This is a genomic window from Bradyrhizobium sp. 215_C5_N1_1 (assembly GCF_052075935.1).
Lineage (GTDB): Bacteria > Pseudomonadota > Alphaproteobacteria > Rhizobiales > Xanthobacteraceae > Bradyrhizobium > Bradyrhizobium barranii.
This window is the reverse complement of record NZ_CP197228.1, coordinates 5,362,399-5,375,165: the sequence shown is the minus strand read 5'-3', so window position 1 is coordinate 5,375,165 and position 12,767 is coordinate 5,362,399. Positions and strand designations below refer to the sequence as shown.

Sequence of the window (12,767 nt, the reverse complement as noted above, 5' to 3'; positions counted from 1 at the left end):
CACGAACGATCCGCGCGCAAATCTTGGGCAATGCCCGGAGCCGGTGTGGGCGGCTTGCAGATCTGTCCGCGAGGGCGCCCCGGCTGCGCTGCGAAGTGAGCCGGAAACAACTCCCGTGAGAACGGTTCTAATTCGCCTGCACGGCGTTTCGGTTGTCAGGAAATCCGGCATCGGTCATATCGGCCCCGCCACAACGGGAGCGCAGGATGGACGAACTGAACGGCAAGCTGATCGCGTGCCAGATTCTGATCACGGGACTGATCGCGCGCGTCGCCAACGAGCAGCGCGATCCCTTGCGATTTCTGACCGACTTCCGCGACGAGATCAAAGCCGTCGTTAGCGGCGTCAACATCGCCGGCATGGACAACTCCGATCGTGTGCGTGCCGTCGCGCAGAAAACCGTCGACGAATTGTTCTCGCTGATGAAGCCGCCGAGCAGCGATTGAGAGCGGCGCCGCTGCTCGCGCCTGCGCAGCTCTCGCATGCGCCCATGTTTCCAGATTGAAATCTGCACCGAGTCCGATCTGGATGAATTCAAATGTGCAGGCAGATCAATCGCATTGACCTGCTTTTCTCCGACCGATAGCACCGCCCCATCGTTCGCGTTTCTGCATCGACGAAGCGCATCAGCTCGAAGGTTGATGCGGCACGACGAGATCGCAGCGATCAATGTCCAGATTAGAACGGTTCAAGTTTAGAACCATTTAAAACTGCGGCGCACTCAACCGAGTTTAGAATTGCTTTGAAATGGTCGGATTCAAACGGAGTGTTGCAGAGATCGCGTTGACCCCCATGAACACGCCCGATAGCACCAATGCGTCGCGTTGTCGCAACGCGACCAATGGAAGCATAAGCACTGTGGGGCGTGTGATGGGCATGATGAAGACACCGCGATCGTTGCGTTCGGTCGCGGATCGGAAATCCTTCGGCAACAATTTCGACACTGCGACCGGCAAGACTGTGTCCACGGTCGCCAGTCTGATCGCGGTCGCGACGGTCTCGACCGGCGCACAGGCGCAGCAGACCAATCTGCCCCCCGTGAACGTCGATGCGCCTCAGCAGCGTCCGCGTCCGACCGCTTCGAAGCCCACCGCCGATCAGATTCGCGCGCGCAACGCGCTGCGGCGCGCGGCGCAGCGGCAGCAGGCCGCACAAGCGCCTGTCGCCAATCCGAGCCCTGGTCCTGCCGATCGTGATCCGTACGCAAATCCCGCCGCGCCTTATATGGCCACCCGAGTGCAAGCGTCGGGTAAATTCCCTGAGCCAATCCTCAACACGCCAAAATCGATCACCGTGCTTACAAAGGATGTGCTCGCGGACAAGAACGCCACGACGCTGAAGCAGGCGATCCTGAGCACGGCAGGCGTGACGCTCGGAACGGGTGAGGGCGGCAATGCCTTCGGTGACCGCTTCTTCATTCGCGGCTTCGATGCCCGCAACGACATCTTCATCGACGGCGTGCGCGACGCGGGCGTCAGCGTCCGTGAAAACTTCTTCACCGAGCAGGTCGAAATTCTGCGTGGTCCGGGCTCAACTTTCGCGGGCCGCGGTGTCGCCGGTGGTGCGATCAACATCGTCACCAAGCAGGCGACGACGCAGAACAGTTTCTACAACATGGACACGACGTTTGGCACCGACCAGACCAAGCGTGTGGTGCTCGACGTCAACCAGGTGATCAACCCGACGCTGGCCGTTCGTGCCGGCGGTCTGTTCCAGGACGCCGATGTCGCCGGTCGCGATTTCGTCAAGGATAATCGCAACGGCGCGTTCGTCGCCACGACCTGGAAGCCGACCGACACGATCAGGGTGACCGGGGGTTACATCCACACCGAGTTGACCGGCGTGCCGGACTTCGGCGTGCCCTACTACCGGCCGAGCACGGCGACGACCGCCGGTGGGCCGTTCCCGGACTTCGGCTCCAACCGCAACAACTGGTATGGCCAGATCAACCGCGACTTCTACCGGACCGGCCAGGACATCGGCTCGTTAAACGCGGAAGTGCAGATCACGCCCGACTTGATGGTCAGCAACAAGTTCCGCGTATCTCGTTCGACCCAGAACTATGTCGGAACGCTGCCTGAGCAGCCGGTGATCGCCAACCCGCTTTCGAATTCGACGCTCACGATGAATCCGCAGAGCCGTCTCCAGATCACTGACGTGCTCGCCAACCAGACGGAAGCGACCTACAAGTTCCAGGACTGGGCCGGCTTCAAGCACACCGCGCTGGCCGGGATCGAAGTCGATCGCGAGCGGTCGTCGATCGACAAGTATCTCGGGCTCACCTCGGAAGGGAACGGAGTTCCGATCACTCCAGGCGGCTCGCCGACAGGTGTCAGCGTCTTCTTCCCTCAGGACACGTTCTTGCCCGGGAAGGCGCTCGCACTGGCCGGTCTGCCGGCCAAGATCGGCATCGACACTGTCAGCGGCTACGTCATGGACAGTGCGAACTATCGTGACCTCCTGATCCTCAATGGCGGCTTCCGCTACGACAACTACAACCTCGATACGTCTGCATACGGGGCGGGCAACGCTCTCAAGCAGCAATCGGCAAACTTCCTGATTCCCAACTTCAATCTCGGTTTGACCTTGAAGCCGGCGCCAAACGGCAGCGTGTACGTGGCCTACGCGACCTCAGCGAACCCGGTGGGCGCCGAGTTCGACGGCACCAGCACCGCGTATGGCGGCGTCAATCCCGCTCTGGCCGGCGGCAACAATCAGATCTTCGGGCCGGAGAAGAACACGGCCATCGAACTCGGCACCAAGTGGGAGCTGTTCGACCGCCACCTGCTCCTGACGGCTGCGCTGTTTCAGACCACCAAGGACAATGCGCGCGAGGCACAGAACGTCAATAGTGTGGCCACGGCGTCCGCGTTGGGATGCGTCTATCCCGCCGGCACGACCGGCAACATATCGTGTATCACCGCAGGTTCCGCTTATCGTATTCGCGGCATCGATCTCGGCGTGAGCGGCAAGATCACCGACAAATGGAGTGTGTTCGGCGGCCTCGTCCTGATGCAGTCGGAGGTTACGGCGTCCAACGTGAAGCCCGCGAACATGCCCGCGCCGCTTCTCTACACCACCAATGTCGGGCTTCCTCTGGCCAACGTTGCCCATCAGTCGTTCAGCATGCTGTCGAAGTACCAGTTCAACGATATCTGGGAACTGGGCGGGCAGGCCGTCTACCGCTCGAAGATCTACGGTGGCTCGTTGCTTGCGGCCAACGCAGGCACGTCGCTTCCGAGCTACTGGCGCTTCGATGTGTTCGCGGAAGCCAAGATCAACAAGAACTGGCAGTTGAAGCTGTTCGTGAACAACATCTTCGACAAACGCTACTATGACGCGCTGTACCAGAGCGCCGCGCCCTTCGTGCTGGAAGCACCGGGACGCGCCGCCTATCTGGTGATCTCGGCGCGCTACTGATGGAGTAACGACGAGGTGCCATGCTGACATGCATAGACGGCGTCCTGAGCAAGGATGATGTGGCGGAATTCCGCCGCATCATGGACGCCAGCGAATGGGAAGACGGCCGTTCCACCGCGGGCGCGCAGTCAGCAATGGTCAAGCGCAATGAGCAGTTGCCGCCTGACAGCGAGGTCGCGCGCAAGCTCGGCAACCGCATCATCTCGGCGTTGACGTCGGACCCGCGTTTCCTGGCAGCGGCGATCCCACTGCAGATCTTCCCGCCGCTGTTCAACCGCTATGCGGCGAACAGCGGCCATCATTTCGGGCTGCATGTCGACAATGCGATCCGGGGCGACCGCCTGACCGGCCTTCGCATCCGCACAGACCTGTCGGTCACGCTGTTCCTGGCCGAGCCGGAAGAGTATGACGGTGGCGAACTTGTGATCGAGGACACCTACGGTTCGCACGAAGTGAAGTTGCAAGCCGGGGACTGCGTGCTCTATCCCTCGACCAGCCTCCATCTCGTCACGCCGGTGACGAGGGGGACGCGGGTTGCGTCTTTCTTCTGGCTTCAGAGCATGATACGGGACGATCAAGCCCGGAGCATGATCTTTGACCTCGACACCGCGATACAGGCGCTGGTGGAACGGCTCGGGCGTGACGATCCCGAAACGGTCAAATTGACGGGTATCTATCACAACCTCATTCGCTACTGGGCCGAAGTATGAAGATCATGTCCTTCCAAGCAAGCCTTGCCGCCGCCTTGATGCTGGCGGCCGCCTGGCTCGTATCCCCTGTTTCTGCCCAGACACAGACCCCGCCGGCGGCACCTGCACCGGCACAGGCGACGGCTCAGCCGGCCACCGCCAGCCCGGCTCCGGCTGCCGCTCCGGCGGTGGTGGCGCCCGTGGCGAAGCCCGACGCGGCCGCTATCGCGCCGGCCATGAAGGAGCTGTCGCCCTGGGTGATGTTCATGTCGGCGGACGTCATCGTGAAGGCGGTGATGATCGGGCTTGCCTTCGCATCGCTGATGACCTGGACCGTCCTGATCGCCAAGTCGATCGAGCTGTCGGTCGCGTCCGGCAAGCTTCGTTCGGCACTGAAGAAGATCTCGGAGGCGCGCTCGCTCGCGGAAGCGCAGATGGCGCTCGGCGCCAAGCAGGGCATTCTGCCGTCCTTCCTGGCGGCGGCGCTGCGTGAGGCGCGGATGTCGGCCGGCCTGTCCAGCGATGCCGGCATCAAGGAGCGTGCGGCCTCGAGCTTTTCCGAAATCGTGCGCGCGGAGGCGCGGCGCATCCGCATCGGCATGGGCGTGCTGGCGACCATCGGCTCGACATCACCCTTCGTCGGCCTGTTCGGCACGGTCTGGGGCATCATGAACAGCTTCATCGGCATCTCGAAGTCGCAGACCACGAACCTCGCCGTGGTCGCGCCCGGCATCGCCGAGGCGCTGCTCGCGACCGCGATCGGCCTCGTCGCCGCCATTCCCGCCGTCATCATCTACAACCACTTCTCGCGCGTGACGAAAAGCTATCTCGAGCTCGTCAGCCGTGCCTCGGGCGCAGCGGGGCGGCTGCTCTCGCGCGATCTCGACCGCAGCCACGGCAGCGCGCATTCGCGCGCGGCGGAGTGAACCATGGGCGTTTCGCTCGCAGACAATGATGACGACGACGATTTCGGCGAGACGCATGACATCAACGTCACGCCGTTCATCGACGTCATCCTGGTGCTGCTGATCATCTTCATGGTCGCAGCTCCGCTCTCCACGGTCGACCTGCCGATCGATCTGCCGACCTCGAGCGCGACCCCGCAGAAGAAGCCGGACAAGCCGACCTATCTCAGCATCAAGCCCGATCTGACGCTTGCGATCGGCGAAAACCCGGTCCACCGCGCCGAGTTGATCGGGACCCTCGACGGCCTGTCCGACATGAGCAAGGACAAGTATGTCTTCCTGCGCGCCGATCGCTCGGTGCCGTATGGCGAATTGATGAGTGTCATGGAGCTCTTGCGCTCAGGCGGCTATTCCCGGGTGAAGCTGGTCGCGCTGGAGGGCGCTCCCGGAGCGCCTGCGGCAGGCGCCGGTCAGCCTTAGAGGCGCACGATGTCGGACGAAGCCAGACCATCCCGGAAGCTCTGGATTTTGGCGGCGGTGGCGGCGCTCGCGCTCCATCTGGGCGGTGCCGCGCTCGCCCTGGCCCATCTGCGGACCGATGACGACGATGATGGCCTGGGCGCGTCCGGCGCGGAGTTCGCCGTCGAGATGGCCTCGCCCAAGGCGCCCGAGACCGACCTTCCGCCGGGACCGGACAGCGAAGCGATGCAGGAGCAGCAGGCGCTTCCCGAGCAAAAGGCCGAGACCAAGGAAACCGAGCTTCCAAAGGACCAGTCGCAACCGGTCGACGATCCCGATCGGGTCGTCACCGAAAACATCTCGAAGAAGCCGCAGGACGAGGATCCCAAGATCGCGGCGGTCGAGACACCCGCTGCCGAGGCTTCGCCGCAGTCGGTTGCAACGGCGCGGCAGACACTCGACGAGGACGCGCGCGAGGCCGAGAAGGCCCTGGCGCCGGTGCTTGGCCTCGGCAAAGACATCCTCAGGATCACGACCGACTGGAATCGCAAGATCAGCGCGCACCTCACGGCCCATAAGGTCAACCCTGAGGGCAAGCAGCCCAATAATCAGAAGGTGAAGGTCAGCTTCGCGATCAACCGCAGGGGCAATGTGCTGTCCGTCGACGTCGTGGAGTCATCGGGGGATGTGGCCTACGATGCGGCCGCGCTCTCGATTGTCCGCAAGTCCGATCCCATCCCGCAGCCCCCGGCCGGACTGACCGAAGACCGGTTCGAGCGGACCGTCGACATCATCTTCACGCCGCCGGACGAGAAGAAAAAGAAGAAATCGGCTCAGCGCCAGTAGAGCCGGATCCCGACATAGACCACGACCAGGCAGACGAAGATCAGCGCCACCGGGAGCGGCCGTTTCTGGGCTCCGCTAAACGCCGCCGTGAAGGAGGCCGTCTTCGTCGGTTTCGGAGGCGGGCGGCGGAAAGCGGTAACATTGTCCGCCGCCGGCTCGGGCGGACGGGTGCGGACGTCGGGCGGAGTTCCCGCGCCGCCCATCTCGGCATAGTAGGCCTTGTAGATCGCGCCGATCGTGGCCTCGGTGGCCTCGCCCTCGCTCATCCGCGCCAGTAGGTTCTTGTAGCTGACCAGGAACTTCTGCGCCTCGGCAGGCAGCGCGGAGGCCCCGTTGAGCTTGGCCATCATCTTCCAGGTGGCAAAATCGGCGCGGGCGCGGGTGTCCGCGCGTCGCGCGATCAGCATATCGGCAGCTTTGACCAAGTCGGCCTCGAGCCCTTCGGCTTATGTTCGGGTGTTCTGTTGAACTACGCGTTGCCGGTCAGGAAGAGAACAGCCTGAATCACATAACCGGTCAACGTTCGCAGTATTCCTGAAATAACATCAAGATTTAGACCGAACTGCGAGCCCGCGAGCGGCAGCAGGATCAGAAGACCAATCAGGATCAGCATCCCGAATGGCTCGAGCCGGGCCAGCGGCATGGCGAGGGCCCGAGGCAACAGCCCGACCGCGACGCGCCCGCCGTCGAGCGGCGGGATCGGCATCATGTTGAACACCGCCAGCACCGCGTTGATCACCAGCGCATTCTTGAGGTTGTCGAAGATCCACTGGGCCGAGGCCGCCGGTGCTAGGGGCAGGGCATGCAGGGCAAGAGCCGCCGCGAGCGCCAGCAGGATGTTGGTGGCGGGTCCGGCAAGGGCCACCCAGACCATGTCGAGCCTGGGATGGTTGAGCTTGCGGAAATTGACGGGAACCGGCTTGGCATAGCCGAATAGGAACGGCGAGTGCGCGAACAGCAGCATCGCCGGCAGGATCAGGGTGCCGAACGGATCGATATGCTTGATAGGGTTGAAGCTGACGCGGCCGAGCTGCCAGGCCGTGTTGTCACCGAGACGGTACGCGACGAAAGCGTGCGCGGCCTCGTGGAAGGTGATGGCGAGCAGCAGCGGTAGCACCCATACAGAAAGCTCATAGAGGGAAATGTTCACGGCTCGTCCGTCCCGGTTTGTGCCTCGTGGCCTTGCAGCCAACCCGGCCGATCCGGTGATGGGGCAACGCGTCAGGTCAGGATATGGGACGCGGGTTCCGAAATCCCAAGCCGTAAATGATCCGCCAGCAGCGCCGCCGGCTGCGACAGGTTGCGCGCGCGGTGCAGGCGGATGTCCGCGGCGGGCAGCGGCGGCAGGCCGTTCGACACGACGCGCAGGCGGGAGGGCAGGGTGCCGGCCTTCACGACCGTGATCGCGAGGCCCTGCGCCGCGATCGCTTCCACCGCTGCCAGCGTCCGGCTGACAAAGGCCAATCGCCAGGGCCGGCCGGCGGCATCGAGGGCGTCCGCGGCCCATTGCCGGAACAGGCAGCCCGGCGGGTAGAGCGCGACGGGCAGCGTGTCCTGCGCTTCGGCTCGATATGTCCTGGCCGCAGCCCAGACCGCCTGCTCGCGCCGGAGCAGTTCGCCATCGCCGCGTCCTTCCGGATGCATGGCGATGACGAGGTCATAGGCCTCGCCGAGCCGTGCCGGCATCGTCGCGGTCAGGCCGGTTTCGATCTCGACCCGGATCTCCGGGTGGTTTTGGGCAAAGCGCGCCAGCAAGGGCGGAATGACGATCGTGCCGTAATCGTCCATCACGCCGAGGCGGACCACCGCGTCGTGCTTGCGTGCGCGGAGCACATCGATCGCCTCTGCATTGAGGTCGAGAAGCCGTCTGGCATAAACGAGGAGTTCATCGCCCGCCGCGGTCAGCGCGACACCGGCTCTGGTACGTTGAAACAGCTTGGTGCCGATCCGCTCTTCCAGGCGCCTGATCTGGACGCTGACCGCCGACTGGGTCCGGTTGAGCAATTGGGCTGCGCGCGTGAACGAGCGATGCTCGGCGACGGCGAGAAAGGCCTGCAGCAGATCGGGATCGAGAACAGGCGTGATCATGACGAAAACTTATCCCAGCATGACGGAAACTCCATTCCCTGTTTCGGCGCGCCTCGTATGCTGCGTTCAGGGCTCGTCAAGGGAGGGAGTGTGGGCGAAATCTCCGGCGTTCTGGCCGCGGTGCTGTCGAGCGGCCTCGGCGGCACCTCGATCGGCGCCACGCGCTATCTCGTGGGCAGCCTCGATCCGCTCGCGATCGGCTCGTTCCGGTTCGGCATCGGATTCCTGCTGCTGTTACCCCTGACGCTGCTCAGCGGTGACCGCTGGCCGGGGCGAGGGGACTGGGCCGCCGCGATCGGGCTCGGCATCCTGTTCTTTGCCCTGTTTCCGATCCTGTTCAACGCGTCGCTGATCTTCACGACTGCCGCGCGCGGCGCGCTCGCTTTGTCGACACTTCCGCTGCTGTCGCTCGTGATCGGCGCCGCGCTCGGCGCCGAGGCCCTGAGCTGGCGCAAATCGATCGGTGTCGTGATTGCGACGTTTGGCGTTGCCGTCGCGCTGCTCTCCGACCTGACCTCGGCACCATCCGGCGCCTGGCGCGGCGATCTCCTGATGATGGCGGCCGCGCTGTGCATGGCGTTGTACGGCATCTGGTCGAAGCCGCTGATCCGGCGCTCCGGCCCGATCGCCTTCACGACCATGAGCATGGCGGCCGGGGCGACCTGCCTCATCCTGCTCTCTTATGTCCGCGGCAGTTTTGCGCCGGTCGCCGGCTTCGGCGCGCCGCAATGGCTGGCGGCTTTCTATCTCGGCGCCTTCGGCGCAGCGCTGACCTTCTATCTCTGGGCCTTCGCGCTGGAGCGGACGACTCCGACGCGCGTCGCGATCTCGGTGACGGTCAACCCGATCACGGCCTCGCTGGTCGGCGCTTGGCTGCTGAACGAACCGCTGCGCTGGAATCTGGCGGCCGGCATTGTCGCGGTGTTTGCCGGGATCTGGATCGCGACGACGACGGGACGGCGCGCTCAGGCGGCGAGAGTGCCTGCGTCAGGGCAAGCCTGACGTCACGCCGGGATGGTGCCCTGATATTGCGTCAGGCCGTCGTCGAGCTTCAGCCAGGCGACCTTCTCCGAGACCCAGATGTGCTCGGTCGGCGCGAAGGCGTTGCGATCGTCGAAGGTCGTGAGCGAAACGCCCGCCAGCGTGCCGTTGCGCCGCCAGGAGAACAGGCGCGTGCCGCAGCGCTTGCAGAACACGCGGTCGATGTTCTCGGACGAGGCATAGCGCTCAATGTCACCCTCGACGGTCAGCGCGCGTTGATCGAATTGCGCGCGGGCGAAGTACGGCGAGCCCATCGCCTTCTGGCACAGGCGGCAATGGCAGATGCGGACGTTGAGCGGCTCACCCTCCGCCTTGAACCGCACCGCGCCGCACAGGCATCCACCTTCCCGGATCATGGCTCAGGCCACCCGCCATTCGCCGACCTGGCGCGCCATGCTCCAGTTGAGATTGTCGAGATCGCCATCCATGTTGGAATTTCCGCGTCTGGTGTTGGTGAAGGCGGCCCAGCAGAAGCCGCCATGGGTGCGCACGGCGATCGTGCTCGTGCCCGGCAGGCTGCCATTGTGCCACCAATTGTCGAATTTGTTGACACAGAAGCCCTTGGCGTAGTTCGGGCTGTAACTGGGCGCGGTGGTCATGACCTCGATGGTGCGCGGCCGCAGGATGTTCGCCGGTCTCGTGTAGCCGTCGACATGCATCAGGAACTGGACGAGATCCGCCGGCGTCGCGATCCAGCCGCCATGGGAATCCATCCGCCTCACCTTCATCTCATACGGACTTTCGCCCTGACCGGAATAGGCGACTTCGCCGGCCTGACGCTGGTCGCGGGTATTACCGGCGATGGTCATGTCGGTGACGCCGCAGCGCGTCAGCACCTCGGTGCGGACGTGCTCGGCATAGGCCTGGCCGGTGAGCTTCTCGATCACGCGGCCCAGCACGCAATAGCCGAAATTGGAATAAGCGTAGTGCTGGCCCGGCGGCCGGTCCAGCGGCCGGTTGGCGAGCGTCCAGGCGATCAGCTCGGCATGATCCATCCGCGGATGCGTGAACATGGGATCGCGGTTGTCGTTGCTCCAGCCGCCTGCAGCGTGCGTCAGCAGATGCTCGAGCGTGATCTGGTCGATGCCGGCAGAGTAGGGCGGTGACCCGTAATCGGTGCCGAGCAGTGCACCGGGGCCGAACGCGCAATCCGTGAGCTTGAGGCGGTTCTCCTCGATCAGGCGGAAGATCGTGACCGAGGTGATCATCTTGCTGACGCTGGCGATCCGGAACAGATGCCGCGGCGTCACGGTCTCGTTCCGCTCGCGATCCGCAAGACCGAAGGCGTCCTCGTGGACAACAGTGCCGGCATAGCCGATCGCAAAGGACAGCGCCGGCACGTCGTATTTGTCCATGAAGCTGCGCGCGAGCCGCGCCATGGCGCCGCGTTCGGCCGGCGAGGGCGGACGGATGCTCGGCGGGCTGGGCGCCAGTTGCGCGGGTGCAACGCGCGACAGCAGCGGCAGCGCGCCTGCGCCCGCTGCGAGCTTCACGAAATCCCGACGCCCAAAATCCCGACGTCCAAGCCGCATGGTCCACCCCTTCAAGGGGCGGCCAAAGCTTCAGTAGGTCGCCCGTCCGCCGGAAATATCAAACACCGCGCCGGTGGAGAAGGCACAATCTTGGGATGCGAGCCAGCTCACCATCGCGGCGAGCTCTTCCACCAGCACGAAGCGTGCCTTGGGGATTTTCGACAGCATGAAGTCGATATGCTGCTGCGTCATCTGGTCGAAGATCGCGGTCTTCGCCGCGGCCGGCGTCACCGCATTCACGAGGATGTCATGTGCCGCCAATTCCTTGCCGAGCGATTTCGTCAGCGCGATCAGTCCGGCCTTGGAGGCCGAATAATGCGAGGCGTTGGGATTGCCTTCCTTGCCGGCGATCGAGGCGATGTTCACGATCCGCCCGTATTTCTGCTTGAGCATCGTCGGCACGATCGCCTTGCAGACGATGAAAGGGCCGTCGAGATTGATGCGCAGGACCTTGCGCCACTCCTCGAGATCGGTCTCCCAGACCGGCTTGTTGACGCCGGCGATGCCGGCATTGTTGACGAGGATGTCGATCTTGCCGAAGGCGGCAAGCGTCGCATCGCGCGCCTGCTCGACGGCGGCGGGGTCGGTGACGTCGACCTTGAAGACTTTTGTCTCGCCGCCGACTTCATTCGCGGTCTTCTCGGCGAGAGCCGAGTCAAAATCCCAGATCGCGACCTTGGCGCCGGAGTCGATGAAACGCCGGGTGATGGCACGGCCAAAGCCCTGCGCGCCGCCGGTGACGACGGCAATGCGGCCGTTGAGATCGATCTTGTTCATCGAGAACTCCCTTCTCTATCCCTCATGGTGAGGAGCGCGCACTTGCGCGCGTCTCGAACCATAAGCCCGTGGCCCATCCCTCGAGACGGCGCTGTCGCGCCTCCTCGGGATGAGGGGCGATCAGAGCATGTAGCCGCCGTCGACGACAAGGTCGACGCCGGTGGTGAATGCGCTTTCGTCGCTGCCGAGATAGACCGCCATGGATGCGATTTCGTCGGCGGTGCCGAGCCGGCCCATCTTCTGGCGGGAGACGAACATCTCCTTGCCCTGCGGACCCTGGGCGGCGGCGCGGTCGAGCATCGAGGGCGTCTCGACGGTGCCGGGGCAGATGCTGTTGCAGCGGATGCCCTTGGTGATGAAGTCGAGCGCGACCGCGCGCGTCAGCAGCGACACCGCGGCCTTCGACGCGCTGTAGACGTAGCGGTTGGCCGGCGGCCGCAGCGCCGCGCAGGACGAGATGTTGACGATGCTGCCGCCGCCGCCCGCCAGCATCTCGGGCAGGAACGCCCGGATGGTCCGGTGCATCGACTTGACGTTCAGGTCGAACGAGAAGTCAAAATCCTCTTCCGAGCACTCCAGGATGGTGCCGTGATGCACGAAGCCCGCCGCGTTGAGCAGGATGTCGACCTTGCCGACGCGCTTGGCGAAGGCGTTGACGTCGGCGGTGTTGCGGACGTCGAGCTTGGCGACCTCGGCGATGCCTTCCTTGGTCAGGCCCGCGATGCCGGCCTCGTTGATGTCGGTGGCGATGACGGTTGCGCCTTCACGCGCGAATGCGATGGCGCATGCGCGCCCGATGCCTGCCGCTGCAGCCGTGACGACGGCGCGCTTTCCCTTGAGGCGGTCTGCCATGTTGTTTTTCTCCTTGGCTTGAATTTGTCTATCGGCTCGTCATTGCGAGGTGCTCGTGACAAAATTGCGCAGCAATTTTGCACTGTTGCGACGAAGCAATCCAGACTGTCTCCTTGGAGATATCTCTGGATTGCTTCGCTTCGCTCGCAATGACGACG

The 12,767-nt window shown here is 64.1% G+C and carries 14 protein-coding genes; 7 read left to right on the top strand and 7 right to left on the bottom strand.

Annotated features, from left to right (window positions below):
* The first annotated feature begins 206 nt into the window (after positions 1–206).
* The 6 genes from AB7G19_RS26115 (at position 207) to AB7G19_RS26090 (ending at position 6,319) form a co-directional block, all read left to right on the top strand.
* Positions 207–446, top strand: a complete 240-nt coding sequence (locus tag AB7G19_RS26115; RefSeq protein WP_071914955.1) for a hypothetical protein — start codon at positions 207–209, stop codon at positions 444–446.
* A 424-nt stretch (positions 447–870) separates the two neighbouring features.
* Positions 871–3,420, top strand: a complete 2,550-nt coding sequence (locus AB7G19_RS26110) for a TonB-dependent receptor (protein WP_354117475.1) — start codon at positions 871–873, stop codon at positions 3,418–3,420.
* Between the two features lie 20 nt (positions 3,421–3,440).
* Complete coding sequence (locus tag AB7G19_RS26105; protein ID WP_441268282.1) at positions 3,441–4,130, top strand: Fe2+-dependent dioxygenase; 690 nt, start codon at positions 3,441–3,443, stop codon at positions 4,128–4,130.
* Positions 4,127–5,035, top strand: a complete 909-nt coding sequence (exbB, locus tag AB7G19_RS26100) for a tonB-system energizer ExbB (protein WP_063983859.1) — start codon at positions 4,127–4,129, stop codon at positions 5,033–5,035. Before AB7G19_RS26105 ends, exbB begins: the two co-directional genes overlap by 4 nt.
* Before the next feature lie 3 nt (positions 5,036–5,038).
* On the top strand, positions 5,039–5,494 hold the full coding sequence (gene exbD / locus AB7G19_RS26095) for a TonB system transport protein ExbD (RefSeq protein ID WP_014495997.1): 456 nt from the start codon (positions 5,039–5,041) through the stop codon (positions 5,492–5,494).
* Between the two features lie 9 nt (positions 5,495–5,503).
* On the top strand, positions 5,504–6,319 hold the full coding sequence (locus AB7G19_RS26090; RefSeq protein WP_439034656.1) for an energy transducer TonB family protein: 816 nt from the start codon (positions 5,504–5,506) through the stop codon (positions 6,317–6,319).
* Here AB7G19_RS26090 and AB7G19_RS26085 read toward each other — a convergent pair.
* From AB7G19_RS26085 to AB7G19_RS26075, 3 genes are all read right to left on the bottom strand, one after another.
* Positions 6,307–6,726 (bottom strand): hypothetical protein, encoded by a 420-nt coding sequence (locus tag AB7G19_RS26085; protein WP_441268844.1) that lies wholly within the window; start codon positions 6,724–6,726, stop codon positions 6,307–6,309. The two genes, AB7G19_RS26090 and AB7G19_RS26085, sit on opposite strands and share 13 nt — an antisense overlap.
* 62 nt (positions 6,727–6,788) lie before the next feature.
* Entirely contained in the window at positions 6,789–7,469 is a 681-nt protein-coding gene (locus AB7G19_RS26080) for a site-2 protease family protein (RefSeq protein WP_063983857.1), read from the bottom strand.
* A 71-nt stretch (positions 7,470–7,540) separates the two neighbouring features.
* Positions 7,541–8,407: a LysR family transcriptional regulator gene (locus AB7G19_RS26075; protein ID WP_439034657.1), complete on the bottom strand. Its 867-nt coding sequence runs from the start codon at positions 8,405–8,407 to the stop codon at positions 7,541–7,543.
* Positions 8,408–8,497: 90 nt separating this feature from the next.
* Between AB7G19_RS26075 and AB7G19_RS26070 the strand changes: the two genes are divergently transcribed.
* Positions 8,498–9,409, top strand: a complete 912-nt coding sequence (locus tag AB7G19_RS26070; RefSeq protein ID WP_441268281.1) for a DMT family transporter — start codon at positions 8,498–8,500, stop codon at positions 9,407–9,409.
* Between the two features lie 2 nt (positions 9,410–9,411).
* Here the strand turns inward: AB7G19_RS26070 and AB7G19_RS26065 are convergent, their stop codons facing one another.
* From AB7G19_RS26065 to AB7G19_RS26050, 4 genes are all read right to left on the bottom strand, one after another.
* Positions 9,412–9,804, bottom strand: a complete 393-nt coding sequence (locus AB7G19_RS26065; protein WP_071914943.1) for a GFA family protein — start codon at positions 9,802–9,804, stop codon at positions 9,412–9,414.
* A 3-nt stretch (positions 9,805–9,807) separates the two neighbouring features.
* Positions 9,808–10,941 (bottom strand): serine hydrolase domain-containing protein, encoded by a 1,134-nt coding sequence (locus AB7G19_RS26060; RefSeq protein WP_441268280.1) that lies wholly within the window; start codon positions 10,939–10,941, stop codon positions 9,808–9,810.
* Positions 10,942–11,010: 69 nt separating this feature from the next.
* The gene (locus AB7G19_RS26055) at positions 11,011–11,757 is read right to left on the bottom strand and encodes an SDR family NAD(P)-dependent oxidoreductase (RefSeq protein ID WP_014495989.1); all 747 of its coding nucleotides are present in this window, start codon (positions 11,755–11,757) and stop codon (positions 11,011–11,013) included.
* A gap of 120 nt (positions 11,758–11,877) precedes the next feature.
* A complete protein-coding gene (locus AB7G19_RS26050) occupies positions 11,878–12,609 on the bottom strand; it encodes an SDR family oxidoreductase (protein WP_014495988.1) in 732 nt (243 codons plus the stop codon).
* Positions 12,610–12,767 lie beyond the last annotated feature (158 nt).

Excerpts from the sequence above, each read along its gene's own strand:
- AB7G19_RS26115 (WP_071914955.1), top strand. The coding sequence starts at position 207 with ATGGACGAACTGAACGGCAAGCTGATCGCGTGCCAGATTCTGATCACG.
- AB7G19_RS26110 (WP_354117475.1), top strand. The coding sequence starts at position 871 with ATGGGCATGATGAAGACACCGCGATCGTTGCGTTCGGTCGCGGATCGG.
- AB7G19_RS26105 (WP_441268282.1), top strand. The coding sequence starts at position 3,441 with ATGCTGACATGCATAGACGGCGTCCTGAGCAAGGATGATGTGGCGGAA.
- exbB (WP_063983859.1), top strand. The coding sequence starts at position 4,127 with ATGAAGATCATGTCCTTCCAAGCAAGCCTTGCCGCCGCCTTGATGCTG.
- exbD (WP_014495997.1), top strand. The coding sequence starts at position 5,039 with ATGGGCGTTTCGCTCGCAGACAATGATGACGACGACGATTTCGGCGAG.
- AB7G19_RS26090 (WP_439034656.1), top strand. The coding sequence starts at position 5,504 with ATGTCGGACGAAGCCAGACCATCCCGGAAGCTCTGGATTTTGGCGGCG.
- AB7G19_RS26085 (WP_441268844.1), bottom strand. The coding sequence starts at position 6,726 with ATGCTGATCGCGCGACGCGCGGACACCCGCGCCCGCGCCGATTTTGCC.
- AB7G19_RS26075 (WP_439034657.1), bottom strand. The coding sequence starts at position 8,407 with ATGATCACGCCTGTTCTCGATCCCGATCTGCTGCAGGCCTTTCTCGCC.
- AB7G19_RS26065 (WP_071914943.1), bottom strand. The coding sequence starts at position 9,804 with ATGATCCGGGAAGGTGGATGCCTGTGCGGCGCGGTGCGGTTCAAGGCG.
- AB7G19_RS26055 (WP_014495989.1), bottom strand. The coding sequence starts at position 11,757 with ATGAACAAGATCGATCTCAACGGCCGCATTGCCGTCGTCACCGGCGGC.
- AB7G19_RS26050 (WP_014495988.1), bottom strand. The coding sequence starts at position 12,609 with ATGGCAGACCGCCTCAAGGGAAAGCGCGCCGTCGTCACGGCTGCAGCG.